27 protein-coding genes and 1 tRNA gene are annotated in these 24,644 nt (G+C 63.8%); 13 read left to right on the top strand and 15 right to left on the bottom strand.

What is annotated here, in order from left to right; all coding sequences use genetic code 11:
* The first annotated feature begins 2 nt into the window (after nucleotides 1-2).
* The 4 genes from rnc (at nucleotide 3) to recO (ending at nucleotide 2,742) form a co-directional block, all read left to right on the top strand.
* On the top strand, nucleotides 3-692 hold the full coding sequence (gene rnc, locus RVU70_RS01700) for a ribonuclease III (protein ID WP_363349367.1): 690 nt from the start codon (nucleotides 3-5) through the stop codon (nucleotides 690-692).
* 83 nt (nucleotides 693-775) lie between these two features.
* Nucleotides 776-1,681 (top strand): GTPase Era, encoded by a 906-nt coding sequence (gene era / locus RVU70_RS01695; RefSeq protein WP_363351175.1) that lies wholly within the window; start codon nucleotides 776-778, stop codon nucleotides 1,679-1,681.
* A gap of 8 nt (nucleotides 1,682-1,689) precedes the next feature.
* The gene (locus RVU70_RS01690) at nucleotides 1,690-1,917 is read left to right on the top strand and encodes a DUF1737 domain-containing protein (protein ID WP_363349366.1); all 228 of its coding nucleotides are present in this window, start codon (nucleotides 1,690-1,692) and stop codon (nucleotides 1,915-1,917) included.
* Nucleotides 1,918-2,019: 102 nt separating this feature from the next.
* A complete protein-coding gene (recO, locus tag RVU70_RS01685; RefSeq protein WP_363349365.1) occupies nucleotides 2,020-2,742 on the top strand; it encodes a DNA repair protein RecO in 723 nt (240 codons plus the stop codon).
* Here recO and RVU70_RS01680 read toward each other — a convergent pair.
* The gene (locus RVU70_RS01680; RefSeq protein ID WP_363349364.1) at nucleotides 2,739-3,086 is read right to left on the bottom strand and encodes a hypothetical protein; all 348 of its coding nucleotides are present in this window, start codon (nucleotides 3,084-3,086) and stop codon (nucleotides 2,739-2,741) included. The two genes, recO and RVU70_RS01680, sit on opposite strands and share 4 nt — an antisense overlap.
* Before the next feature lie 110 nt (nucleotides 3,087-3,196).
* Here RVU70_RS01680 and parC point away from each other — a divergent pair, with 110 nt between their 5' ends.
* Nucleotides 3,197-5,464, top strand: a complete 2,268-nt coding sequence (gene parC / locus RVU70_RS01675; protein WP_363349363.1) for a DNA topoisomerase IV subunit A — start codon at nucleotides 3,197-3,199, stop codon at nucleotides 5,462-5,464.
* Nucleotides 5,465-5,640: 176 nt separating this feature from the next.
* Here the strand turns inward: parC and RVU70_RS01670 are convergent, their stop codons facing one another.
* The 3 genes from RVU70_RS01670 to RVU70_RS01660 are packed head-to-tail and all read right to left on the bottom strand — an operon-like array spanning nucleotide 5,641 to nucleotide 7,906.
* Nucleotides 5,641-6,240: a hypothetical protein gene (locus tag RVU70_RS01670; RefSeq protein ID WP_363349362.1), complete on the bottom strand. Its 600-nt coding sequence runs from the start codon at nucleotides 6,238-6,240 to the stop codon at nucleotides 5,641-5,643.
* Between the two features lie 2 nt (nucleotides 6,241-6,242).
* The gene (gene cysE, locus RVU70_RS01665; RefSeq protein ID WP_363349361.1) at nucleotides 6,243-7,091 is read right to left on the bottom strand and encodes a serine O-acetyltransferase; all 849 of its coding nucleotides are present in this window, start codon (nucleotides 7,089-7,091) and stop codon (nucleotides 6,243-6,245) included.
* Nucleotides 7,092-7,138: 47 nt separating this feature from the next.
* On the bottom strand, nucleotides 7,139-7,906 hold the full coding sequence (locus RVU70_RS01660; protein WP_363349360.1) for an alpha/beta hydrolase: 768 nt from the start codon (nucleotides 7,904-7,906) through the stop codon (nucleotides 7,139-7,141).
* A gap of 162 nt (nucleotides 7,907-8,068) precedes the next feature.
* On the opposite strand from RVU70_RS01660, the gene RVU70_RS01655 reads away from it, so the two are divergent.
* A tRNA-Arg gene (locus tag RVU70_RS01655) sits at nucleotides 8,069-8,145 on the top strand.
* Nucleotides 8,146-8,387: 242 nt separating this feature from the next.
* The gene (locus RVU70_RS01650) at nucleotides 8,388-8,519 is read left to right on the top strand and encodes a hypothetical protein (RefSeq protein WP_363349359.1); all 132 of its coding nucleotides are present in this window, start codon (nucleotides 8,388-8,390) and stop codon (nucleotides 8,517-8,519) included.
* Between the two features lie 399 nt (nucleotides 8,520-8,918).
* Here the strand turns inward: RVU70_RS01650 and RVU70_RS01645 are convergent, their stop codons facing one another.
* The 4 genes from RVU70_RS01645 to RVU70_RS01630 all read right to left on the bottom strand — a co-directional run bounded on the left by RVU70_RS01645 (nucleotide 8,919) and on the right by RVU70_RS01630 (nucleotide 12,463).
* Nucleotides 8,919-9,164, bottom strand: coding sequence for a hypothetical protein (locus RVU70_RS01645; protein WP_363349358.1), 246 nt, complete (start codon nucleotides 9,162-9,164; stop codon nucleotides 8,919-8,921).
* Between the two features lie 126 nt (nucleotides 9,165-9,290).
* Entirely contained in the window at nucleotides 9,291-10,919 is a 1,629-nt protein-coding gene (locus RVU70_RS01640) for a CopD family protein (RefSeq protein WP_363349357.1), read from the bottom strand.
* Nucleotides 10,916-11,272, bottom strand: a complete 357-nt coding sequence (locus RVU70_RS01635) for a copper resistance CopC family protein (RefSeq protein ID WP_363349356.1) — start codon at nucleotides 11,270-11,272, stop codon at nucleotides 10,916-10,918. Before RVU70_RS01635 ends, RVU70_RS01640 begins: the two co-directional genes overlap by 4 nt.
* 138 nt (nucleotides 11,273-11,410) lie before the next feature.
* Complete coding sequence (locus tag RVU70_RS01630) at nucleotides 11,411-12,463, bottom strand: alpha/beta fold hydrolase (RefSeq protein WP_363349355.1); 1,053 nt, start codon at nucleotides 12,461-12,463, stop codon at nucleotides 11,411-11,413.
* Between the two features lie 252 nt (nucleotides 12,464-12,715).
* On the opposite strand from RVU70_RS01630, the gene RVU70_RS01625 reads away from it, so the two are divergent.
* Entirely contained in the window at nucleotides 12,716-15,121 is a 2,406-nt protein-coding gene (locus RVU70_RS01625) for a DUF4838 domain-containing protein (RefSeq protein WP_363349354.1), read from the top strand.
* A 491-nt stretch (nucleotides 15,122-15,612) separates the two neighbouring features.
* On the opposite strand, the gene RVU70_RS01620 is transcribed toward RVU70_RS01625, so the two are convergent.
* A complete protein-coding gene (locus tag RVU70_RS01620; protein ID WP_363349353.1) occupies nucleotides 15,613-15,873 on the bottom strand; it encodes a hypothetical protein in 261 nt (86 codons plus the stop codon).
* Nucleotides 15,874-16,110: 237 nt separating this feature from the next.
* On the opposite strand from RVU70_RS01620, the gene lepA reads away from it, so the two are divergent.
* From lepA to RVU70_RS01605, 3 genes are all read left to right on the top strand, one after another.
* A complete protein-coding gene (gene lepA / locus RVU70_RS01615) occupies nucleotides 16,111-17,919 on the top strand; it encodes a translation elongation factor 4 (protein ID WP_363349352.1) in 1,809 nt (602 codons plus the stop codon).
* 122 nt (nucleotides 17,920-18,041) lie between these two features.
* On the top strand, nucleotides 18,042-18,296 hold the full coding sequence (locus RVU70_RS01610) for a type II toxin-antitoxin system prevent-host-death family antitoxin (RefSeq protein WP_363349351.1): 255 nt from the start codon (nucleotides 18,042-18,044) through the stop codon (nucleotides 18,294-18,296).
* Nucleotides 18,293-18,547, top strand: a complete 255-nt coding sequence (locus tag RVU70_RS01605; protein WP_363349350.1) for a Txe/YoeB family addiction module toxin — start codon at nucleotides 18,293-18,295, stop codon at nucleotides 18,545-18,547. Before RVU70_RS01610 ends, RVU70_RS01605 begins: the two co-directional genes overlap by 4 nt.
* Here the strand turns inward: RVU70_RS01605 and RVU70_RS01600 are convergent, their stop codons facing one another.
* From RVU70_RS01600 to RVU70_RS01585, 4 genes are all read right to left on the bottom strand, one after another.
* A complete protein-coding gene (locus RVU70_RS01600; RefSeq protein ID WP_363349349.1) occupies nucleotides 18,548-19,450 on the bottom strand; it encodes an EamA family transporter in 903 nt (300 codons plus the stop codon).
* Between the two features lie 36 nt (nucleotides 19,451-19,486).
* A complete protein-coding gene (locus RVU70_RS01595; protein ID WP_363349348.1) occupies nucleotides 19,487-20,224 on the bottom strand; it encodes a class I SAM-dependent methyltransferase in 738 nt (245 codons plus the stop codon).
* Between the two features lie 78 nt (nucleotides 20,225-20,302).
* Nucleotides 20,303-20,989 (bottom strand): MOSC domain-containing protein, encoded by a 687-nt coding sequence (locus RVU70_RS01590; RefSeq protein WP_363349347.1) that lies wholly within the window; start codon nucleotides 20,987-20,989, stop codon nucleotides 20,303-20,305.
* Nucleotides 20,986-21,453: a redoxin domain-containing protein gene (locus tag RVU70_RS01585; RefSeq protein WP_363349346.1), complete on the bottom strand. Its 468-nt coding sequence runs from the start codon at nucleotides 21,451-21,453 to the stop codon at nucleotides 20,986-20,988. The genes RVU70_RS01590 and RVU70_RS01585 overlap by 4 nt, the downstream gene beginning before the upstream one ends.
* 224 nt (nucleotides 21,454-21,677) lie before the next feature.
* Between RVU70_RS01585 and RVU70_RS01580 the strand changes: the two genes are divergently transcribed.
* Nucleotides 21,678-22,475 carry a metallophosphoesterase gene (locus tag RVU70_RS01580; RefSeq protein ID WP_363349345.1) on the top strand — a complete coding sequence of 266 codons (798 nt, stop codon included), beginning with the start codon at nucleotides 21,678-21,680 and terminating at the stop codon, nucleotides 22,473-22,475.
* Here the strand turns inward: RVU70_RS01580 and RVU70_RS01575 are convergent.
* Entirely contained in the window at nucleotides 22,472-22,957 is a 486-nt protein-coding gene (locus tag RVU70_RS01575) for a Crp/Fnr family transcriptional regulator (RefSeq protein WP_363349344.1), read from the bottom strand. The two genes, RVU70_RS01580 and RVU70_RS01575, sit on opposite strands and share 4 nt — an antisense overlap.
* Before the next feature lie 151 nt (nucleotides 22,958-23,108).
* Between RVU70_RS01575 and RVU70_RS01570 the strand changes: the two genes are divergently transcribed.
* A complete protein-coding gene (locus RVU70_RS01570; RefSeq protein ID WP_363349343.1) occupies nucleotides 23,109-23,363 on the top strand; it encodes a hypothetical protein in 255 nt (84 codons plus the stop codon).
* Nucleotides 23,364-23,365: 2 nt separating this feature from the next.
* Here RVU70_RS01570 and RVU70_RS01565 read toward each other — a convergent pair whose 3' ends face one another.
* Nucleotides 23,366-24,580: a polyhydroxyalkanoate depolymerase gene (locus tag RVU70_RS01565; RefSeq protein WP_405044872.1), complete on the bottom strand. Its 1,215-nt coding sequence runs from the start codon at nucleotides 24,578-24,580 to the stop codon at nucleotides 23,366-23,368.
* Nucleotides 24,581-24,644 lie beyond the last annotated feature (64 nt).

Below are 24,644 nucleotides of genomic sequence, written 5' to 3'. Positions count from 1 at the left end.
CCATGGCGCGAGGCAAGCCCGATCTTGCGGCGCTCGAGGGGCGCGTCGGGCATGAATTCACGGACAGGGACCTGCTTCGCTGGGCGCTCACCCATGTCAGCGCCGCGCCGCGGCGGCCGGACTCCTACGAACGGCTGGAGTTTCTTGGCGACCGCGTGCTCGGCCTCGCCGTCGCGCATATGATCTACGAAAGCTACCCCGCCGAGAGCGAGGGCGAACTTTCGCGCCGTCTGGCCGCGCTGGTGCGCAAGGAAACCTGCGCCGAGGTCGCCGAACTCTGGGGCGTCGGCCCCTATATGCGCCTCGGCGAGGGCGAGGCGCAGACCGGCGGGCGCAAGAAGCGCGCAATCCTCGGCGATATTTGCGAGGCGATCATCGGCGCGGTGTTTCTCGACGGCGGAACGGCGGCCGCCGAGCGTGTGGTGCGCGCCGCTTTCGGCCCTAAAATGCGCGAGGCGGGGCGCAATCTGCGCGACGCCAAGACTGCGTTGCAGGAATGGGCGCAGGCGCGCCGCCTTGCCCCCCCGCGCTATCGGCTGGTGGCGCGCAGCGGACCGGATCACGCGCCGTCCTTCGAACTCGCGGTTGAAATCGAGGGGTTCGAGGGGGCGACGGGGGCCGGTTCGTCGAAACGCGCCGCCGAACAGGCGGCCGCGGCGGCCTTCATGGCGCGCGAGGGCGTAGAGGAGTAGGTCTCCTCGCTCCATCGCTGGCCCGCGAAGGGGGAGACGCTGCGGTAATAGAATTGGAAGAGCCAGTGAGCGACGCTAACGCCATGGAACATGAAACGCGCTGCGGCTTCGCGGCGCTAGTCGGCGCGCCCAACGCCGGCAAGTCGACGCTGCTCAATCAGCTCGTCGGCGCCAAGGTCTCCATCGTCTCGCGCAAGGCGCAGACGACCCGCGCGCTGGTGCGCGGCATCGCCGTCGATGGGCCGGCGCAGATCGTGCTGGTCGACACGCCCGGCATTTTCAAGCCAAAACGCAGGCTCGACCGCGCGATGGTGGCGAGCGCGCTCTCCGGCGCGGCGGATGCGGACGTCATTGCGCTGCTCGTCGACGCGCGCAAGGGCCTCGACGAGGAAGTCGAGGCGATCCTCGAGCAGCTCGCCGAGGCGAGGGCGCCCAAAATCCTCGTCTTGAACAAGATCGACGTCGTCGCCCGCGAAAAGCTGCTGGCGCTGACGGCGAAGCTCAACGAGCGCCAGAAATTCGAGGAAACGTTCATGGTCTCGGCGCTCACCGGCGACGGGGTGGACGATCTGCGTCATGCGCTCGCGAGGCGGATGAAGCCCTCGCCCTGGCTCTATCCCGAAGACCAACTCTCCGACGCGCCGCTGCGCCTGCTTGCAGCCGAGATCACCCGCGAACAGATCTACGAGCGCCTGCACGACGAACTGCCGTATCAAAGCACGGTCGAGACCGACTCCTGGACCAATCAGAAGGACGGCTCGGCGCGGATCGAGCAGACGATCTATGTCGCCCGCGACGGGCAGAAGCGGATCGTCATCGGCGAGGGCGGGCGCACCATCAAGGCGATCGGGCAGGCGGCGCGCCGCGAGATCGCCGAGGCCGCCGAGCAGCCGGTGCATCTTTTCCTTTTTGTCAAGGTAAGGGAAAACTGGGCGGAGGACCCGGAGCGCTATCGCGAAATGCGGCTCGACTTTCCCAAGGGCGAATAGGCTTTCCCATGGCCAAGAAGCACAAAGTTCTGACCGTCTACCGCTATCTCACCGGCCCCGACGACGCGGCCTTCTGCCACCGCGTCACGGAGGCGCTGAGCAAGGGCTGGAGCCTCCATGGCGGACCGACGTTGACCTTCGACACGGCGCAAAATCGCGTGATCTGCGGTCAGGCGATCGTCAAGGACGTGGAGGGGATCGAGTACAGCCCCGAGATGAAGCTGTCCGAGCAGTAACGCCGCGTGAGGCGAGGCGCACGACGAGGATCGTCGACCCCGCCCCTATCCCCTTCTCCGCAAGGGTGACGGGATTAGATTGTCGTCGTTGAAGGGCGCGCCATGGAATGGCAGGACGAGGGCCTCGTCATCGGCGTCAGAAAGCACGGCGAGACCTCCGTGATTCTGGAGCTGATGACTCGCGCGCATGGCCGCCATCTCGGCGTCGTGCGCGGCGGCCGGTCAAAGGCGATGCGTCCAGTCCTGCAGCCCGGAAATCTGGTGGCCGCCAATTGGCGGGCCCGGCTCGAGGATCATCTGGGCGTCTTTTCCGTCGAGCCGCTCGCCAGCCGGGCCGCGCGTTATCTGGATCGGGGCGCAGCGCTGCATGGCGTCGCCGCGCTGACGGCGCTGCTGCGGCTGCTTCCGGAACGCGATCCTCAGGAGGAAATCTTCGACATGGCGAACGCCATCGCCGCGGGGCTCGATTCGGCGGACGCCGCGGCGCCGTTGATGGCCCGCTTCGAGCTCTCTCTGCTCGCGGCGCTCGGCTTCGGTCTCGACTTGCAGAGCTGCGCCTTGACAGGCGCGCGCGAAGGGCTCGCCTTTGTCTCGCCGAAGTCGGGCCGCGCCGTCAATCGCGACGCGGGCGCGCCGTGGAGCGCGCGGCTCCTGCCTTATCCGCGCTTTCTGCAGGATGCGTCAGAGGCCCCCTCAGTCTCGGAGATCGTCGACGCTTTCCGTCTGACCGGCTATTTTTTGACGCGCGACGTGCTCGCGCCGCGCAGCGTCTCCATGCCAGCCTCGCGGGCGCTCTATCTCGAAGCGCTCGGCGGGAAGACTTAGCGAAGCGCGTCGCAGATGACGCGTGATTCGTGATTCGTCACGCCATATCCCTCATCCGTATCGACGAGGATCTCGCGACACATCGCCTGCATCGCGGTTTCTTCCTGCGATTGCCCCTGATGGGCGCTCCGGAGGGCTGCATTGTTATTTGCAACCTTCTTGTTTTCCAGCGCCAGAGCGGCGCCGGCAATGAGCGCCGCGCCAAGAACCACAAGAATTCTGAGGGTTGATGGCATGTCGGAAACCAAAGGAAATGTAAGAGGAAAGCGCTCGGGCGAGCAGGAACGGCGCTGTGGAGGCCTCCTTTTTAAGGAGCGGCGTGAATCGCCGCAAGCGATAATCACGACAATTCGCGCCAAAAAATATTGTTTACATTGTTAATGCCGGCGCGCGCTTGCGCCTGCCGCCGGCAGCCCATAGGAAACGCAGGCGAAAGAAACAGGAACGGATCGGAATGGCGCAGAAAGGCGGTTCGGCGGGGAAGGGCAGGGACGGCGGCGGCGAGAGCGTGGTGACGCCCGTCGATCTGCGCGAGGCGCTCGAGGAGCGCTATCTGCGCTACGCGCTCTCGACGATCACCGACCGCGCGCTGCCCGACGCGCGCGACGGCCTGAAGCCCGTGCATCGGCGCATTCTCTACGGGATGCATGTGCTGCGGCTCGACCCCGGCGCGCCGTTCAAGAAATGCGCCAAGATCGTCGGCGACGTGATGGGCTCCTACCACCCGCATGGCGACCAGGCGATCTATGACGCGCTGGTGCGGCTCGCGCAGGATTTCTCGTCGCGCTATCCGCTCGTCGACGGACAAGGAAACTTCGGCAATATCGACGGCGATTCGGCCGCCGCCTATCGCTACACGGAAGCGCGCATGACTGCCGTCGCGCGCGCCCTTCTCGAGGGCATCGACGAGGACGCGATCGACTTCAAGCCCAATTACTCCGGCGAAGAAAAGGAGCCGGTGGTTCTGCCGTCCGCGCTCCCCAATATGCTCGCCAATGGCGCGCAGGGCATCGCGGTCGGCATGGCGACCTCCATTCCGCCGCATAATCTTGCCGAGCTCTGCGACGCCGCGCTCTATCTCATCTCGCATCGCGGCGCGACGAGCGAGCAATTGCTCACCTTCGTGCAGGGGCCGGACTTTCCGACCGGCGGCGTGATCGTCGACAAGCGCGCGGAGATCGTTGAGGCCTATCGCACCGGCCGCGGCTCCTTCCGGGTGCGCGCCCGCTGGACGCGGGAAGAACTGCCGCGCGGCGGCTGGGTCGCCGTCGTCACGGAGATACCCTATGGCGTGCAGAAGTCGCGGCTGATCGAAAAGCTCGCCGAGCTGATCGCCGAGCGCAAGCTCCCCCTCGTCGCCGACGTGCGCGACGAATCGGCGGAGGACGTGCGCATCGTCTTCGAGCCGCGCACGCGCGCCATCGATCCGGCGCTGATGATGGAGACGCTCTTCAAGCTCTCCGAACTCGAGAGCCGTTTCAGCCTGAATATGAATGTGCTGGTCGACGGCGTGACCCCGCGCGTCGTCTCGCTCGACGAAGCGCTGCGGCAGTGGCTCGACCACCGCCGCGCCGTCTTGCAGCGCCGTTCGCGCCACCGGCTCGCGGCGATCCTGCGCAGGATCGAGCAGTTGGAAGGCATGGTCATCGTCTTCCTCAATCTCGACGAGGTGATCCGCATCATCCGCGAGGAGGACGACGCCAAGGGCGAGCTGAAGAAGGCGTTCAAGCTTACCGATCTGCAGGTCGATTACATCCTCGACACGCGGCTGCGCTCCTTGCGCCGGCTCGAAGAGATGGAGCTGCGTCGCGAGCTCGACAACCTCTCCAAGGAGCGCGCCGACCTCGAGGCGTTGCTCGCGGACGACGCCAAGCAGTGGAAGGCGATCGCGAGCCAGGTGCGCGACCTCAAGAAGCTCTATGGCCCGACGACCCCCGTCGGCAAGCGCCGCACCACTTTCGAAGACGCGCCCGCGACCGTCGATCTCGATCTCGCGGAGGCGATGATCGAGCGCGAGCCGATCACCGTCGTCGTCTCGAAAAAGGGCTGGATTCGCGCGCTGAAAGGCCATGTGCAGGATTTGTCGTCGCTGCAGTTCAAGAGCGACGACGCGCTGGACACGTCCTTTTTCGCGCAGACGACCTCGAAGATTCTGGCGCTCGCGACGAACGGCAAGGCCTATACGCTCGACGCGTCGAAACTGCCGGGCGGGCGCGGCCATGGCGAGCCGATCCGGCTCTACGCCGACGTCGACGAGGGCGCGGAGCTCGCGCGCGTCATGCCGCATCGCGGCGGGGACTCGCTGCTGATCGTCGCCGACGACGGGCGCGGCTTCGTCGTCGCGCAGGACGATCTTCTGTCGTCGACCAAGAAGGGCAGGGCCGTTCTCTCCGTCGATCCGCCGGCGCGGCTGAAAGTCGTGACCGAGGCCGAGGGCGACCATGTCGCGATCATTGGCGAGAACAGAAAGCTTCTGGTTTTCCCGCTGGAAGAGGCGCCGCGCATGGCGCGCGGCAAGGGCGTGCGCATGCAGCGTTACAAGGACGGCGGCGTCTCGGATGCGAAAGTGTTTGCGCTGGCCGACGGGCTGACATGGACGGACTCCGCCGGCCGCGTCTTCACCGTGGCGGCGGCGGAGCTTTCCGAATGGATGGGCCACCGCGCCGAGGCGGGGCGGCTGCCGCCGCGGGGGTTCCCGAAGAATAACAGGTTTGGAGGGTGAGCGCAGGGCTTGCCTTATCGCCTCGTCTTGACCCCACCCGACCCCGCTACGCGGGGCCACCCTCCCCGTAAAGGGGAGGGATTGAGAGCGGCGAGAGCGACGCCAAGGAATTTCGAACCGGTCGATTAGTCTCGGGCTGACCGACGCGAGGCGACGTTGAGTAAGGCGCCTTCGGGCTACGACGGTTTCGCGAAATTCGGGATCTTGAAACCGAGCTTCCCCTGCCGCCACAAGGTGAAGGCGACCGCGCCCCCCACGATCGCGAAAACGCCAAAGCCGATGTAGAGGTAGAACTCCTCGTCGGTGATGAGACCCACCGAAAACGGATGGCGCCCCTCGTAGCTCCTGGCGCCGTCGTCGCTCGTCAATTTGACGTAGAGCACGTAATTGCCCGCCTGCCGGAAGTCCTGATCGAAATTCACCATGCCGTTGCGAAATTTCTGCAAGGGCAGGCGGCTGACGGCGTCGGCCTCGGGATCGGCGGCGCCGCTTTCATCCTTGGCGCGCAACACGCGAATGTCCCAGGTCATGTCGCGCAGCTCATTGTCGGCGGCGTCCAGCACGATGACGGACGCGCCGATATCGGGGAGGGCCACGCATTCCCGATCGACGCTTTTCTTCGGCTGCATCGCCACGAATTTCATCGATTTCGTCCCAAGCGCGATGGGACATTCGGGATCATAATAGTGCCAGCCCGCGGCCTGCGCGTCGCGCGGGGCGACGCCCGCGGCCAAAAGAAAGGCGAAAGCCGCCAAGCCGATCAGTCGTTTCTTCACCTTTAAAGCCCCGTCCTCGTGTCCGACGCCGCATCCAATACCGCGAGCATCTGGTCCATGGCCAGAGCCGGCTCCGCACATTTCGAATCGCCGACGATCCGCGCCGGCACGCCCGCCACCGTCTTGTTCGCGGGCACGGAATCGAGCACCACCGAGCCCGCCGCAATCATGGCGCAGCGGCCGATCTCAATATTGCCGAGAACTTTCGCCCCCGCCCCGATCAGGACGCCGCGCCTGACCTTCGGATGGCGGTCTCCGCGCGATTTGCCGGTGCCGCCGAGCGTCACGCCATGCAGCATCGAGACGTCGTCCTCGATCACGCTCGTCGCGCCGATGACGACGCCGGTGGCGTGATCGATGAAGACGCCTTTGCCGATCCGCGCAGCGGGGTGAATGTCGGTCTGGAAAATCTGCGAGGACAGGCTCTGCAGCGTGAGGGCGAAATCGCTGCGCCCGTTCATCCACAGCCAATGGGCCAGACGGTAGCTCTGCAAGGCGTGGAAGCCCTTGAAATAGAGCGCCGGCTCCAAGAGCCGCGTGCAGGCCGGATCGCGTTCGAGCACGGCGAGAAGGTCGGCGCGGAACGCCTCGAGAATCGCCGGCGAGCGGGCGAGGCAGGCGTCAAAGGCCTGTTTTATGGCTGCATAGGGAGCCTCGGGCCGGTCGAGGCGCTGGGCGACGCGATGCGTGACGACCCCTGCAACCGAATCCTGGGCCAGAATCGCTCCATGGACAAAACCGCCGAGCTCCGGCTCGCGCCGCAGCACGTCCTCCGCCTCGAGCCGCAGCCGGGCGAGCAAGGGGTCGAAATCGATCACGGACGCGGTTTTCTCGCGCGGGTCGGCGGCCATCGTGCTCCTCCTGCGCCGCTATATAGCGGTTCGGCCGCCGTCGCGCATCAGGGCCGTTGGGCCAGGAATTCGAGCGCCGCCTGTTTGTAGATCCGGTCCCCGACCGCCCGGTTGTGGTCGCGGCCGGGGATGTCGACGAGGCGGACGTTGCGAAACAGCGGCTCGAGCGGGGCGGGGTCCCCGGCGACGTCGTCGCGCGTGCCGACGCAGATCAGCACGGGGCATTCGATCCGCGCAAGCAGCGCCGGATCGATCGTCTTGCGCGCGCCCCGCACGCAGGCGGCTAGCGCCTTGAGATCGCTTCGGGTCGATTCGGCGAAGCCGCGGAAAATCTTCATCATGGGCGTATCGACGTCCTCGATCCGCTCGGCCTCCATGGCCTCGGCGAGGCCGCCGGGGAGGCCGGCCTCCTGGACCAGATATTGGCCGATGCCGCCGAGAATGAGCGAGCGCACCCGCTCGGGTCTCGTGAGGGCCAAGACGGTTCCGATCCGGCCGCCCAGCGAGTAGCCCATCACGTCGGCGCGGGCGATGGAGAGGTGATCGAGCAGATTGGCGACGTCCTGGGCCATCAGATCGAGCGTATACTGAGCGGGATCGTAAAGCTTCTGCGACCGGCCGTGACCCCGGCTGTCGAAAGCGATCACGCGGCGGCCGTCCTCGGTCAACGTCTTGACCCATTGGGTAAAAAGCCAGTTGACCGCGTGCGTGGAGGCGAAACCGTGAATGAGAACGATCGGCTCACGCCGGTCTTCGCTGAGGGGCTCGAAATCCGAATAGGCTATCTCGACGCCATTCGAGACGAAAGTTTCCATCGCAAATCCTGTGTGACAGCTTTTTAATTAAAGGCTCACGCAAGCCGTGCAAGGCGCGCGGCCCCAAAAATAACGGCACTTGCCATTCGCCTCGCTTGTCGCTAAACGGTGGCCAGTCGCAGCGCCGCGGCCCCGACGGGCCCCTCAAAGCGCACGCGGCGGGCGCCCGTAGCTCAGCTGGATAGAGCACCAGACTACGAATCTGGGGGTCAGAGGTTCGAATCCTTTCGGGCGCGCCATTCCCGAACAAGCAGAGAGAAGCGCGGACGGGCTGGTCGCCTGCTCCGTCCTCGGCGCCAGCACAGGCGTCCGACAGGTAATGCCCGTCCTCCGGTCGCGGCCTACCCAGCGGTCGCTCGACCCTCAAGCCGAAACCCGCGGGTTCCCCTTAGCCAGTCATGTGCGCCGCCGCATCTACATGCGCGGCTGCGCGAGCTACCGTCAGATCATCGAAACAAGGACCGCACCGAGGGAGATGACCATGACTAAGCTGATCACGATCTTCGCCGCCATCGCTCTGACCCTGAGCATTGGTTTCACGAGCTCCGCTTCCGCGGCGCCGGAAGGTTTCAACAACTTCGATGGCAGCGCCTGCTACTGCATGGACCCGTAAGGCGATTTGGCGCGGGCGGAAAGCAGACCAAAGGGGGGCCGTCCATGCCCCCCTTGTTTTTTGGCTGAGCGGTCCCGGTCAGCTCTCTCGGCTCCGCGAGTCCGAGGCGACGCAGCTGGCAGCTTTCTCGAACGACACCCGTTAGACCGCCATGATCCGAGACACGGCAAGGATCATGAGCAGAAAGGCCATCAGGGTGACGGCAAGGGCCATCGATTGGTCCGACATGGCGAGCTCTCGATCGGAAACGGCGACCCGCCGTGATCTAGCGCGGCGGGAAGCGAGTGGGAGGGCGCCTGCAGTAAGAAAAAGCCCTCCAGCGTTTGTGCAATAAGAAGCGCCGAAACGCCGCGATCCATGATCGCGGCGTTTCAATTGATCGGCGCGAAGGCCGATTGTCTAGTAAGTCGCGACGATCGGCGGCGGGGCGGCGGCGTATGTGCGGCGACAGCTGAAGACGGTGTCCAGTTGGCTGAAGATGCCGCCGTCAGCCGGGGTCGCGCCATAATACGCGTATGCCGCAGCCTGTGGGTCGTAAACAGGCGCGGGCGCGCTCACGACAACACGGTGGCGCGCGCTGGCCGCGCTGGCCGATACCGCCAGCGCAACGGCGACCAACAAGAGCGTTAATTTGGAATGCGCCATTGCATCTACTCCATACGTCATCCAGCCTCTCAATCGATGTAGGGCGCGTGTGGGCGTCAAGCTGCAAAAAACTGTGAGGGCGCGGCGGGCGTGCGCTTGCATGTGCGCGACGCCCGCGCCGCGAAGCTAGAAAGTTTCCCGATACAGCAATAAGAACGCGCCCCCGGCCATGAAAGCGATCGGCCACACGATCCCGGCAACCCGGCTCAGCGACGATGCGGGCAGACGAATCTCCAGCCAGCGGGCAATCGCCGCGATCACGCCGATCAGCGCAACAGGCGTATGGCTGATCTCGATCAGCACTTCTTCCTTGCTGTCGGTATGGCCGTAGTGAGTCAGCAGGAACGCCGCGGCGGCCGCGAGCGTCAGCGGAAAGACATAAGACGGCCATTGCGACTTAAATCTTTGCAGCTGCACGCGCCATTCATATATCGCGAAGGCCGCAATCAGCGCGATCATGAACTTATGCTGCGCAATCCGCGGCGTCGCCAGACTTTCGAAAAAACCGATCTTGCCGAGCGGCCATGCGTCTTCATCGGCCACGACGAAGAGATAGCCCGCAAGGACAAGGAAGAGCGCTGGCCAGTTTCGCGTGAAGCGGCCGATGCGCCTGCTTTGCGAGAAGAGCGCCACGAGTCCCGCGGCGACGACAATGAGCGCCGCGTAGTGGTGATGCGCTTCGGACCACGCAATATCGAAGGCGCTGCGCTCAGGCTGCGACGTCGAGGGTCGGGGCGCGACGGGGATCTCAATTGCGGGTGAGTCAACCGCGGATGGCTGCGCAAAAGCGGGGCTCTCCAGGCGTGGCCAAGCAAGCTCGAAGCGCTTTGCGATATCCGCCGTGTCGGGTCGCGACGCTGACGTTTCAGACGCCAAAGGCGATGCGGCGAGGGCGGCCGCGCAAAAAATTGCAATAAGGCCGACGCCGACTTCCGTCTCTGCGATGATTGGCGCGCTTCGAAGGGTCAGAGCGGAATCGCGCTGAAGCTTTCGTATCGCGAGGAAATTCATGGCCCCCAGACAGAGAAGGATAATCAGCAACACGCTCTTCGTGCTGATCAGCAGGCCATAATTCGTTTGGTAGAGCCCCCCCAGCGAGCCTGCGAAAGGAACGGCCATGAAAACGCCGGTGGCGACGACGACAAAGACAGACACAAATGAGACGGCGGAGAAACGCCTGGCGACAAATCTGTAGCTCTCACGGTCGCCGAGCATGCGCAGCGACGCGACGAAGTAGGGGACGCCGCCGATCCACGCGGCCAGGGCCAAGAGATGGAGCATCTCCGCCACGAGCATCGCGGCGGAGACTTCCGTCCTGCTCGCGGCATGCGTCAGCCCCGTATGCGCGACGATGAGGATAGAAGACGGCAGCACAAGCGTCCAGGGCGTCCAGAGCCGCGGCCAGCGGGCCACGCAGGCGAGGGCGAAAGCCGCGCATGCAGAAACGACATGGAAAGTAATGGCGTCCGCGCTCATCGCGGTCTTCAGATCAGCGCCCGCCGAGCCGATGAGAAACGCTGTGAGCGCGGCGGCGGCCATGAGCTGCGCAACGCAAGACGCCGTGGCTGACCAAAACATGACGCGCATGCAAAAGCGATCGAGTGCGGCGCGTCCGCCGCCGCTTGCGTTTGAAGGGGCGAGCGTCAGGAGAAAATATGTCGCTCCTCCGACCGCAACTGTCTGAGCCGCCATCGCGGCCCCTCGCAAAATCCAGTCGATCAAGCTGTAGATGGACAGGAACGCCTGCATCCTCATGGCCTCACTTCGAACTTGATCTCGCCTTGATTGGCGTGCCCATCGACGCTCAAGACACGCCAATAGAGGACGTAACGCCCTTCAGTCAGTCCCGTTCCGCTTGCCCTCAATACGCTCGGCGAATTCGCGGACTCCATCGTCAGCGCCGCCTGATTGTCGTCCGCCCTCAACAGCTTGAGACCGGAAAAGCGCGCATCGAGGCGACTATCGAAACGAAGCTCGATCGACACGCGATCGCCTGCGACAACTGCGCCTGGCTGGGGAGACGCCTGAATAAGAGAAGCGTGCGCAACCGCGCTTGACGTTGCGTGCATGAAAAGGACAGTCGAAAGCGTGAGCAGTCGCCAGGTCATGAGTAAGCCCTCCTCGGCCTTTCGCCAGGCTCGGAGGTAAATTGCGTGCTAGGCAAGCGCGACAAGCCTCACAGGGCGGTCCGCTTGCTGGAAACCCAGCATGTGCAGAGGCGGCGCCCCTGCCGGACGTCGTCGGATTTATTGACGCTCTTCGCTGTCAGCCGTCTCCACTTTGCCGCTCTCGTCGCCTTCGGCGGCTGTCGCCATTTGGGCTCCGATCTGACGGACGACGGCGGGGACCTCAGCAAACGTGTTATGTCCCATGACATCCGTGTTCAGTCGCGACAGGTCGCGCACCGAAACGCCTAAAGCTTCGAGCGCGGCGCGGTCCTTGGGGTTGCTGGGATCCATTGCGCCCAGCCTCGGGCGGTCGCCCGCGATATGAGCCGAGATCGACAGCACGCGATCCGTATTAGAAACAAAAACCGTTACATGCTCGGCGCCAACGCGCGCAAGCTGCTGGCTGAAGACGCTGAGATCGATGTCCGGCGCAGCCAGCATCACTTCACCGAGTTTCCCGTCCAGATCTGGACGGCCCGAGATCGCGATCGAGCGCAAACTCTCCATCGCCAGCCACGCGCCCATCGAATGGGCCAGGACATGGATCCGCCCCACGCCTTCGACCCGAGCGAGATCCAGCAGTAGATTTTCCAGCGCGTCTCTCGCCACAGTCGCGCTTTCCTTGTCGGAATGATAGGCGGAGAGGCCGCGCCGGGAGATCGAGTCCCAAGTAAACAGAGCCGATGTTCCCTCGAAGCGGGAATCCAGCGTGAGTTGCGCCGTACGAAACTGAGCTTCATTCAGGCTCGTGTCGTAACCATGGACATAGACGAGGATGTCCCTGCTGGAGGGCCGGCCCGACACATGAGCGGCGATCTCATCGAAAAACAACGTCTCATTCAAGTTTCGACGCGACTCGACTGCGAAGTTGCGACCTGCCCTTGGCGCGCCGAAGGTGGGGCCTTCGACGACTCCGGCCCTGTGGTAGGGAGGCACACTGATGGAAACCAGAGAGAAACGCCCGTGGGCGCCGCTCTCGCCGGCTCCGTCTTCCCGTCTCGTCGAGACCACGAAAATCGGCACATGCGCCGGCTCGGCCGCGAGGGCGAGGAAGCTTGCTCGATCCGAGGCGTCGAGACCGTCCGACGCGCAGGCGCCGAGTCCGACGGCGACTAGCCCTAAAAGCGCCATGGAAAAAAGACGAGATCGAGAAAACACTGCAACCACCGGGGCTGGATTTGCGGAGGCGGCTGTCTGCCTGCGTTAGTGTAATTGGGAGTCTTAAAATAGGCCCGATGTTTTCGTGGCGGCTTCGCTCTTGGCTAACGAAAAGCTAACTTCACTGTCTACGACGCTGCAGCTGCGTCAGATGCGAGACCTGTCTGACTGACCCACTCCTGGCGTTCATCCATCCTCAAGCGATTGATCCAGAGGCGTAAACCAATGCTGATCCGGCGATTGACATTCCTCCTTCTCTTCGCAGCATGGAGCGTTCCCGCTGTTGGGGCGACGGCTGGCGGCGGGGGCGGTCAACCCCTGGAGATCGTCGGCGGCGGACGAAGCGCCGCCCTTATCATCAGCTCGCCGCGCGCCGGCCGTTTTGAAGCGCAGGCCGCCCAGGATTTGCAAAAATACATCGCGCGCATGACCGGCGTGACCTTGCCGCTCGTCAGCGCTCCGGAGGCAGTCGACAAGGCCCTCAAGAGCGGCCGTCCGTTGGTGATAATTGGGGACGCCGCTTTGCAGCTCAATCCGGAGATCAAGGCGAAGCTCGCGTCTGTGGTCAAGCCAAAGCCGCGTCTTCGTGCGGACGCCATAGCGCTGTTGCGAGATCGAAACCGCATTTTTCTCGCGGGCGTCAATGACGAGAGTCATTATTTCGCCGTTGCGGAACTCCTTCGCGCATGGGGCGTGCGCTGGTTTATGCCGGGCGATTTCGGAGAATGCGTTCCGACGGAGTCCAGGCTCACGGTCGGCGACCTCGAGGTTTATTATGCACCGCCGTTCGAAATACGCGCGTTCTGGGTTTCCTGGTCGGGAGACGCGACCGGCGTAACGGATTTCCAGCTGCGTAACATGATGGTGAGCGCGACGACCGTTCCCCCGAACGGCCACAGCCTCGGTCAATTCATGAAAGGCCTTGGGACGAGCGTTTTCGATGTCCCGCTCACCGATCCAAAAAGCGCTGAACACGTCGCCAATGCGGTCGACAGCCTATATGCCGCGGGCGAGGGCATCTCGCTCAGCATGGAGGATGGTCTCTACGCTTCCACTTATCCGCGCGACGTCGAACTTGGAAAGCTGCAGTGGGATAAATACTCGCTCCGCCCCTCCGTTACCGACGCCATGCTGGAGTTGCTGAACAATGTGGCGCGACGACTGCGGGAGCGTCATCCCGAAAGTCGGTCGAAGATCGGGTTTCTCATTTACTCGAATATGTTTCTTCCGCCGGTACGGAAGGTCGCGCTGGAGCCTTCACTCTACGGCGTGATCGCTCCAATCGACATTGACCCTATTCACAGCGTCGACGATCCGCGCTCTCCGCAGAAGCAAGAATATCTGGACATACTGAAGAAGTGGATGAAAGTAACTCAAGGCCGACTTACGATCTATGACTATGATCAGTCCATGCTCGTCTGGCGCGATCTGCCCAATCCAAGTCACCAGGCTTTCGAGGCGGACGTGAAGGCCTATCGGGACGCCGGCGTCTTAGGGATATCGACCGAAAGCCGGATGGCGCTGGCGACGACCTTCACCAATCTCTATCTGCGCGCCCGACTCATGTGGAAGCCGGACTCCGACGTTTCTGAGTTGCTCGAGGACTTCTATGCGAAGTTTTTCGGACCCGCGCGAAAGCCGATGCGAGACTATTGGTCGGCGATTTTCGACGCCTGGAGGAAGACGAACGTCACCGAGCATGAATTCTTCGTTATTCCCGCCATCTACACTTCTGGGCTCGTCGAACGCCTTGGCGCATCGCTTCAGGAAGCAGAAAGGGCGGTGGAGAACTTGCGCGCGTCGGGCGGCGCCCTCGCTCCCGCCGACGCTCTTTACGTCGAGAGGGTGCGCTTCGTTCGTCTCGGATACGAGACCATCAAGCATTATGTAGAAATGACCAGGGCGGGGGCGCGCGACCTCGATTACGAGAAAGCCGCCGTCGCCGGCGACCAAGGTCTACGGGCGCGCGACGCGCTCACGGAAATGAACAAGGCCTTCACGACGCCCCGCTTCGAGTCCGGCGACGCCTTTTGGAAAGGCGAAATCGACCAATACAGACGCCTTCTTTCCCTGACCAACGGGGAAAAGGGCCGTCTTCTCGCCGCGCTTCCTTTGGAGTGGAGTTTTCACCGGGATCGTGAAGGAAAGGGGATGGAGCGCGGCTACGCCGACGGCCCGCTCGATCTGTCATTCTGGCGCGAGCATCGCGGAGAATACGATCTCGACACGCGGAAAGATTATCCGGCCGACAAGTGGGAGACGGTCCGAACGGATCTGTATGTCCAGGCGCAAGGCGTTCGCGATCCGGATCAGCGGAGCTTTACGGGCGACATCTGGTATCGCACGACGATCGCGCTATCGCCGGACCAATTGGCGGCGAAGCCCCACATTCATTTTCCGGGGCTCTTCAACGCCTGTGAACTCTATATCGACGGGACCTTGGTCGCGAAACGCCAGCAGTTCGAGCCGTGGTGGTTCAACGATTACAAGTTCGAATGGGACGTCTCGCTCGCCAACAAAGCAAGCGTAGGAGATAACATCATCGCGCTTCGTTGCCACAATCCACACCACCTTGGCGGCATGTTCCGCCGTCCGTTTCTCTATGCGCCCATTGACGGCGGCGCCCACTGACACGGGCCGCTCAGCTTTCGGGGTCCAAGATGTGGAGGGGAAGATGTGGCCGGACGGGCTTGCTGACCTATCTTACTGAAAATGAGCCAGCCGTCGAAACGAGATCAAAGAGACGATCCCGCCCGCTATGAACGCGCAAAGCGGCGCAAGCTCATCGAGACCGGGAAAGTGCCCGGCCTCTTCGTCGCCGGCAGCAAGAAATTGCGACCCGAGGTCAAGGCGATGATCGAGAGCGCTGTCGCGGAGCGCGCGATGGACGCGTCAGGGCCATAGTCGGCCAGATTGGCTAGTCGTTGCGCAGCCAAAAATAGCCGACCGTGGCGGTTCCGACCGCCAGCATGAGCACGAAAAGTCCGTATCCCGCCATGCTGTCCTCCCCTTGCTGGGATTTCGATCACGGCCGCGGCCGATCCGACACGCCCTTTACGCACGAAGCGTGCGCCTCCTTTTTCGGCGGGTCGATCTCGTTTCTCGCCAATTTCCGAACAGAGCTAGTCAGGCGCGCGTCCGAAGGACCGCCTGGGGACCTCGGCCGCGAGGCGGGCGTGGTCGAACAGGTGCAGGGTCCGGATCAGATCGGAGACGTATCGCTCTGCCCCGAGCTCAGTGAACCTGTTGATGTCATTGACGATCATCCCGCGAACCGTCGAGCGGCCGCGGCCCATGTTGCAAAGATAGCTCGCCAGCATCTTTGTCGGGCGACCGCTGTCATTCGGCCCAGCTGAGCCGATCGTGGCCTGCGAATGCCGCATCGAGTCTCCTCCCTCGAAATTCAGCTGGCCATTTTTCAGTCTTTGCTTTCGCCAACCTTGCCAGCATGCCGGCGCGCGCCCCCGCCAGAAAGCTGTGGAAACTACGGGACTTCTGTTGCAACGCGGTAGACCATGGCGACGCCCCAGCCTTTTCCGCGGCCGGCCCTCGGGGCCCTCGCGCCAATCGGGACATCGCGCCCTTCCCTTTGAGGGCGGGCGCTGCTATCCCCTCGCGCCATGAGCACCCCCCACAAATTCGACAACATCCGCAATTTCTCGATCGTGGCGCATATCGACCATGGCAAGTCGACGCTTGCGGACCGCCTGATCCAGGAAACCGGCACGCTCGCGGCGCGCGAGATGGTCGAGCAGGTGCTCGATTCGATGGATATCGAGCGCGAGCGCGGCATTACGATCAAGGCGCAGACGGTGCGTCTGCATTACCGCGCCAAGGATGGAAAAGACTATATTCTCAACTTGATGGACACGCCCGGGCATGTCGATTTCGCCTATGAGGTGTCGCGCTCGCTGAAGGCCTGCGAGGGCTCGTTGCTGGTCGTTGACGCCTCCCAGGGGGTCGAGGCGCAGACGCTCGCCAATGTCTATCAGGCGATCGACGCCGGGCACGAGATCGTGCCGGTCTTGAACAAGATCGACCTGCCGGCCGCCGAGCCCGACCGCATCAAGGAGCAGATCGAGGAGGTCATCGGCCTCGACGCCTCGGACGCCGTGCTCATTTCCGCCAAGACCGGCATCGGCATCCCGGACGTGCTGGAGGCGATCGTCACCCGCCTGCCGCCGCCCCAGGGCGACGAGAAGGCCCCCCTCAAGGCGCTGCTCGTCGACAGCTGGTACGACGCCTATCTCGGCGTCGTGGTGCTGGTGCGCATTTTCGACGGCACGTTGAAGAAGGGCCAGAAAATCCAGATGATGGGTACGGGGGCCCATTACGAGGTCGACAAGATCGGCGTCTTCCGTCCCAAGATGCAGGACGTCGCCGCGCTCGGGCCGGGCGAGGTCGGTTTCATCACCGCACAGATCAAGCAGGTGGCGGACACCCGCGTCGGCGACACGATTACCGACGAGCGCAAGCCCTGCGACGCGGCGCTGCCGGGCTTCAAGCCGGCGCAGCCCGTCGTGTTCTGCGGCCTGTTCCCGGTCGACGCCGCCGATTTCGAGGACTTGCGCGCCGCGATCGGCAAGCTGCGCTTGAACGACGCCAGCTTCTCCTACGAGATGGAGACCTCCGCGGCGCTCGGCTTCGGCTTCCGCTGCGGCTTTCTCGGGCTCCTGCATCTCGAAATCATTCAGGAGCGCCTCCAGCGCGAGTTCAATCTCGACCTCATCGCGACGGCGCCCTCGGTCGTCTACAAAATCCTGCTCACCAATGGCGAGGAGATCGAACTGCACAATCCGGCCGACATGCCGGATGTGGTGAAGATCGAGGAGATCAAGGAACCCTGGATTCGCGCCACGATCCTCACGCCCGACGATTATCTCGGCTCGGTGCTGAAGCTCTGTCAGGACCGGCGCGGCGTTCAGGTCGATCTCAATTACGTCGGCAAACGCGCCATGGCGGTCTATGACCTGCCGCTCAACGAAGTGGTGTTCGACTTTTACGACCGTCTGAAGTCGATCTCCAAGGGCTACGCGAGCTTCGATTATCAGCTCACCGACTACCGCGTCGGCGATCTCGTGAAGATGAGCATTCTGGTCAACGCGGAGCCCGTGGATGCGCTGTCGATGCTCGTTCATCGCACCCGCGCGGAAGGGCGCGGCCGGCAGATGTGCGAGAAGCTCAAGGAGCTGATCCCGCCGCATATGTTCCAGGTGCCGATCCAGGCGGCGCTCGGCGGCAAGATCATCGCGCGCGAGACGGTGCGCGCCTTCCGCAAGGACGTCACCGCCAAATGTTACGGCGGCGACGTGACCCGCAAGCGCAAGCTGCTCGAGAAGCAGAAGGAAGGCAAAAAGAAGATGCGCCAGTTCGGGCGGGTGGAGATCCCGCAGGAGGCGTTCATTGCGGCGCTGAAGATGGAGGAGTAGCGTTCCTCGGCCTTAATGTTGCAATCATCGCCCGGCGGCCTCGCGTGGATGGCCGGGACAAGCTTGGCCATGCCGGTTGGCGGCTACTTGCTTTTGTACTCGATTACGTACATATCTGTGTCATGCGCACAACTTCCTTCAGTGACCTCCGCAAGAACCTCGCGGCCACGCTCGACCGCGTGACCGAGGATCATGAGCCCGTCGTGATCACACGGGACCGAGGGAAGCCTGCGGCGGTGCTCATCTCGCTCGAGGATTTCGCATCCTATGAAGAGACGGCATATTTGTTGAAAAGCCCCCGCAACGCCGAGCGCCTGCTGGCGGCGATCGACGAACTCGACGCGGGCAAGGGCGCGGAGCGCAAGCTCTCTGAATGAAGCTCATCTTCGCGGAGCAAGCCTGGGAAGATTACCTTTATTGGCAGTCACAGGACGCGAAGATCCTCGAGAGGCTCAACGATCTCATCAAGGAATGTGTGCGAACGCCATTTTCGGGCACAGGGAAGCCCGAGCCTCTTCGAGGCGACTTGCGCGGTTGGTGGTCCCGTCGGATCACACTGGAGCACCGGCTGGTGTATCGCGTCGAAGGCGCAAGCCTGCTGATCGCGCAGTGCCGATATCATTACTGATCACCCCCGCGCCAGCACGATCATCACCGCCCCGGCGAGCATGACGGCCGCGCCCAGAAACCGTCCGCCGGTCTCCTCTTTCAGCACATGCCCGCTCGCGAGCACCGTGAACAGCGCCGACAGGCGCTTAATGGCGATGACGTAAGGGGTGAAGAGCACCGTGAGCGCCCACATTTGCAGCGCCGTCCCGAAGGACATGGCCGAACCTGCAATCAGGGCATGGCGCAGCGCCTTGCGGCCCGCGCCCGGTCGTCCGCTGGCCAGCCAGTAGGCCAGCGAACACGCCGCGATAAAGGCGCTGAGCGTCGTGATCCAGACGAGCGGCGTTGACGCGATCACGCCGAGCTTGTCGAGATTGGCGCAGACGCTCCAGATGCTCGCCGTCGCGATCATGTAGCGCGGGCCGGCGTGGCGGATGAAAACGCCGAAGTTGAATCGCTTGCCGTTGGCCTGATTGGCGTCGAGAAGGCCGACGCCGAGCACGGTGAAAATGACGCCGAGAACGCCCATCGGCGGCGCCCTTTCGCCGGTCATGATCGGCGAGGTGACGAGCATCAGCACCGGGGTCAACAGAACGAGCGGCGCGACGAGCGACGCGTCTGAGAGACGGAAGGCGCGGATGAAGAAAATATAGGCGACGACATTGAGGGAGCCGTTGAGGACGAGCAAAGTCCAGAAGCCCGGCTTCGTCAGCCCGTCCAGCGTCTCCACGGGCGCGCTCAGCAATCCCGGATAAGCAATGGCGCTGGCGACCAGCAGCAGCGCCGTGCAGATCGTCCATTGCGCCGCGAGGATGGCGCGATCGTCGGCGGCGCGCGTCGCGGCCTTTGTGCCGAGATCGGTGACGGTTTGACAGAGGGCCGTGATGAGCGAGCCGAAGAGGGCCAGAAGCGCGAGATCCATGCTCAGGCTATAGCCCGCCTGTGTGACTTTGGAAAATTACGGCTTGTGGGCCTTCGCCAGCGTGTCGACGCCCTCGCGGAAAGCGACTTCCACTGGCGCGAAGCCGAGCGCGGCAAGCTGGTCGAGCGCCGGCTGGAGATACATGATGTGGTCGGGCGACTCGTCGCCGTAGAGATGGACGATCCAGTCTTCGAGCAGATCGAGGCGGTCGAGTTCCTTGAAGAGCTTGAACCACTGGCGCATCATCGCCTGCGTATCGGCAAGATGCGCCGCGCGATCGTCGATCGCGTAGCGGTCGCCATTGACGAAGAGGCCGCCCGGCGTCAGGACGCGGTAGACTTCCGCGAGCGTTTGCGCGCGATATCCTTGCGAGAAATTGTGAATGGCGTAATTCGACGCCACGACGTCGACGCTCCCGTCAGGCAGCGCCTTCAGCGCTGCGAGCGCATCGGCTTCTCTGAAGTCGACGCGGCCGGCCGCCACATAATCGGCGAGACTCGCCCGCGCCTGATCGAGCATCTTCGCGGCGCTGTCGACAGCGATGAGCGTGAGGTCGTCGCGCGCGGCGAGGAGCGCGAGCGTGCAGATTCCCGTGCCGCAGCCGATCTCGAACCCTTTGAGCGCGACGCCCGGCCTGAAGCCGGCGACCGCCTCGCCAACCGACTTGGCAAGCAGGACGTGGTTGGGGCACATCAGCCGCAGCAGCTCATATTCCGCGCCAATCTTGCCGGCGAAGAGATTGTCTTGCAGCGTTTCGTGCAGGCGGGCGGACATTGCGTTCCTTACGCTTATTGCAGGGCTTCAGGCTCAGCGGCATGTTAGAAAGTTCGCGGCGCCGTGGCAATCGCGCCCTCAGCCGAAAAGGCGCGCGTCCCAGCTCTCGATCCGGCCGCTTTCCAGCCGCCGCCGCGCCAGCCGCCGCCAGCCCTCCGCGAGCGGGTCGAGCGCGGCCATGGCGGCAAGAGTCGCACGGTCCCCCGTGTCGCGATAGAGCAGGCGCGTGAGCCGCGAGAGCGGCCAGTCGGGGCAGGGGCGTTCGACGAGGGCGAGCAGGTCGCCCGGCCCGGCTGCGCCTTCTTCGAGAACGCGATAATACCAGCCGCTGCGGCCGCTCCTCTGGACGCGCAGCGCCATATCCGAGACGCCGAAGCGCCGATTGAGCTTCCAGCAGGGCTGGCGGCCCTGGCTGACTTGCAGCAGCGCCTTCCCGAACCGGACGACGTCGCCAATGCAGACATCGTCCTCGGTCCAGCCCAGCGTGGAGAGGTTCTCGCCGAAGGCGCCGGGGGCGTCGAGCGGCGCAGCCGCGCCGATATCCGCGCGCCAGGCGCCGTAATGGTCGAAGGGATAATGATGCAGCGCCTTCTCCGGCCCGCCGTGATGGGCGAGATCGGCCTGAGCGTCGCCGGCAAGGCCGGTCTTGCAGATGCGCCAGGGGCTGGGCGCGGGCTTCTTGTCGATTCCGCTCACCCTCCCGTCGGCGCCGAGCGGCGCGACGGCCCCAATCAAGACCAGCGGCTCGACAGAAGGAAGCGTCACGGCGTCTCCGCCAGCAGCGCGCCGAGGATGGCGCCGAGCGCCAGATCGTCCTCCTGACCGAAGCCGTGGTGGCGGATGGTTCCGTCACGGGCAATGACGATGGCGGTGGGCGTGCCGCGCATCTGATACCGGCGCATGGTGACCGGGATCGGCCCGTCTTCCGCAGGCGCATCCACGCCGATGGGGAAAGTCAGGCGATACTCGTGAATGAAGGCTTCGAGCGACACCGGGGTCATCGCCGCGTGATGCTCGAAAACCGTATGCAGGCCAATGACCGTCAGGTCGGCGTTGCGGAAAAGCTCATGTGCGCGCTGCGCCTGCGGCGTTCCATGCGCCACGCAGCCGGGGCAGAGCATCTGAAAGGCGTGCAGCAGCACGACGCGCCCGCGCAGTCCTTCGAGGGAGATGGGCTTTGGCGTATTGAACCAGCGCGAAACGGAAAGCTCGGGCGCGAGCGTAGCCATGATGATCCTTGCTCTCTGATTTTGCACGAGAGATCGCGCCGCGGCCGAGTCTTGGCAAGGGCCACTGATCCCAAAATGGGTAAAGCCTTTACCTTTCGGGCAATTTGCGAGAGCTTTGCAGAGTAGCTGGCGCCGCCGCGCGAGCGGTTTGGGGGAGGGTTCGCCATGCAAAACTTCGCGGTTCTCGAGGCGCCGCTGGCGACGCATCCGCGGTAGGCTCGCCCATGCGCTGGCTCATCGTTTCAGATCTCCATTACGCGCTGCCGCAGTTCGACTGGCTGATGAGCGCGGCGCCGCAATTCGATCTCGTCATTTTCGCGGGCGACGCGCTGGATGCAGGCTCGATCGTCGATTACGGCGCCCAGATCGTCGTGGTGCGCAAATATCTCGAGCGCCTCGCCGCGACCACGCGGGCGATCTTTTGCAGCGGCAATCACGATCTCGATTCTCGCAGCGACAGCGGCGAGAAGATTGCGCTCTGGGTCGAGGAGGCGCGGCGCCTGGGCGTCGCCTGCGACGGCGACGCCGTTGAAGTCGACGACGCCTTGTTCTCGGTTTTTCCCTGGTGGGACGGCCCGCAAGTCAAAGAAAAGCTCGTCGGACAACTCGCGGCGGACGCGGAACTGCGGGAAGGCCTGCGCTGGATCTGGGCGCATCATGCGCCGCCGCGCCAGTCGCCGACCAGCTGGTCGGGCAAGCAGAGTTTCGGCGACGCCGACCTCGTCGACTGGATCGGCCGCTATCGGCCTGATTTCGTCATTTGTGGGCATATCCACCAGGCCCCCTTCGTCGCCGAAGGCTCCTGGGTCGACCGCCTCGGCGACACATGGGTGCTCAACGCCGGGCGCCAATATGGCGCGCCGCCCGCCTATATCGTCATCGATACCGAGTTGCAGGAAGCGTTATGGCTTTCCGCCATGGGCGGCCAATCCGTCCGGCTCGATCAGCCGCTGGTGCGGCCGATTGCGCCGTTGAGCGCCTTGCCAGACTGGTTCACGCCGCCGCCCTTCCCGGCGTTTTAGTCCTGATAGCCGTCGCGGTCAGAGGCCTGCCGGCCCCGGGAAATCCCTTGCTGATGCATCAGCGATTCGAGAACTTCCCCGACCATTTCGAGGTGGTTGCCGTAGCCCGCGAACTGCCGCTTGATGTCGACGAGATAGGTCGTCGCCGCGTTGAGGCGGCGGGCCAAAAGGCGTGAGACCAGCCAGGCGAGTTCGGGACGTCCGCTCAGAAAGTCTGCGCCGTCCTTCGCCACATATACTTTCGCCTCCCCGAGGGCGCGGACGGTCGCCGTATGCGGGGAATCGAGCAGAACGGCCATTTCTCCGATGAGCGAGCCGGGCTCCTCCAGAAGCGCGACCTGGGTTTCGCCGCGCAGCACTTCGAGCCGCCCCTCGGCGAGGGCATAGAGATGGCCGGTGCGGTCGCCCTCGGAAAGCAGCGTCTCCTTGTCGCCGAGAGCGCGCAACGGCACGCCGCCGAAATGGGCGAGAATCTCACGCATTGATCCCTCTCCCGCGTCCCATGGACCTCTTTCTCTGCGCAGGGTGACCATTCCTGCCAGCGCCTGTCAAACGAAGAGTCGCCGGCGCCGTGAAGCGGCCATTTTCCTGCTCGACCTTTTGTTGGGTTCGAGCTTTCACGAGGGTTGCGCAATGCCGAAGATTGGCGTTCTGGCGGCGATGGCGGCGGGCCTGCTGCTTTGCGCCTGCCAGACGACCTCTCCCGCCCAGCAGCGCGCGATGGACGACGCACGCTGCCGCTCTTATGGCTTCCGGCGCGGGACGGACGGATTTTCCAAATGTTTGCTCGACGTCGACCTCGACCGGGCCGCCGACCGCCGCGTGCAGCGCGAGGAGCTGTGGCTCATGACCGGGCCGCGCTACGGGCCCTACTGGCGCTACTGGTGAGATCACAGGCTGTTACGGATGTGTTCGCGCAGCACCGGATAGATTTGATGATCCCAGCGCTTGCCGTTGAAGACGCCGTAGTGGCCGACGCCCGCCTGCATGTGATGTGACTTCATATAAGGCCGTAGCCCGCTGCACAGGTCCTGCGCGGCGAGCGTCTGGCCGACGGCGCAGATGTCGTCCCTTTCGCCCTCGACGGTGAGAAGGAAGGTTTTTCGGATGGCGCGCGGCGTGACGGTGCGTCCCTTAAAGAGCAGTTTGCCCTCGGGGAGGGCAGATTTCTGAAACACCGTCTCGATCGTGTGCAGATAAAACGACGCGTCGAGATCCATGATGGCGAAATATTCCTCGTAGAACGAACGAATTTGCGCCGCCTTATCGACGTTGCCTTCGACCCGGTGCTTGAACAGGTCGGCGAAGGCCTTGCTGTGCCGATCCATGTTCATGCTCATGAAGGCGCAAAGCTGCAGAAAGCCGGGATAGACGCGCCGCCCCGCGCCGGGCAGTCCGCGCGGCACCGTGCTGATCATGTTCTGCCGGAACCATTCGATCGGCTTCGACGTCGCGAATTCATTGACTTTCGTGGGCGACACGCGCGTGTCGATCGGCCCGGCCATCAGCGTCAGGCTCGCCGGCTGGTCCGGGTCGTCGTCGGCGGCCATGAGGGCGACGGCGGCCAGCGCCGGAACCGTCGGCTGGCACACGGCGACAAGATGCGAATGCGGTCCGATGAACTTCAGAAAGTCGATCACATGCTGGACGAAGTCCTCGAAACCGAACGTTCCCTGACCGAGCGGCACGTCGCGCGGATTGCGCCAGTCGGTGACATAGACCTCGTGATCGCGCAGCAACGTGCGGATCGTGCCGCGCAGCAAAGTGGCGAAATGGCCCGACATGGGCGCGACGAGAAGCACGCGCGGTTCTGCGCCGCCGCCCTGTCGCGAAAAGCGCAGGAGCGTGCAGAAGGGCGTTGTGAAAACCGGCGTTTCCGTCACGGGGACGATCGCGCCGTCGTCCGTGGCGATCTCCTGAATTCCGTAATCGGGACGATGATGCGTGAAGCCTGCGAGCGCGATCAACTCATGATAGGCCTGGATGCATCGAAGGGGGTGGGCAAATTGCATCGCGCCCCAGACGCTCATTACGCGTTCATGACGCGCGGCCGCCCGTCTAATCTGATCATGCAAATGGGCGTAGGCGTGATAAGCGTCGTACATGCGCAGTGACAATGACCTTCGCGTTGCGTTGGTCGCTGGCGAGCAAGGCCTGTGCCATCAGCAG

Origin of the sequence: Methylocystis echinoides (assembly GCF_040687965.1) — a bacterium.
Taxonomy (GTDB): domain Bacteria; phylum Pseudomonadota; class Alphaproteobacteria; order Rhizobiales; family Beijerinckiaceae; genus Methylocystis; species Methylocystis echinoides_A.
This window is presented reverse-complemented; position numbering and strand designations above follow the sequence as displayed.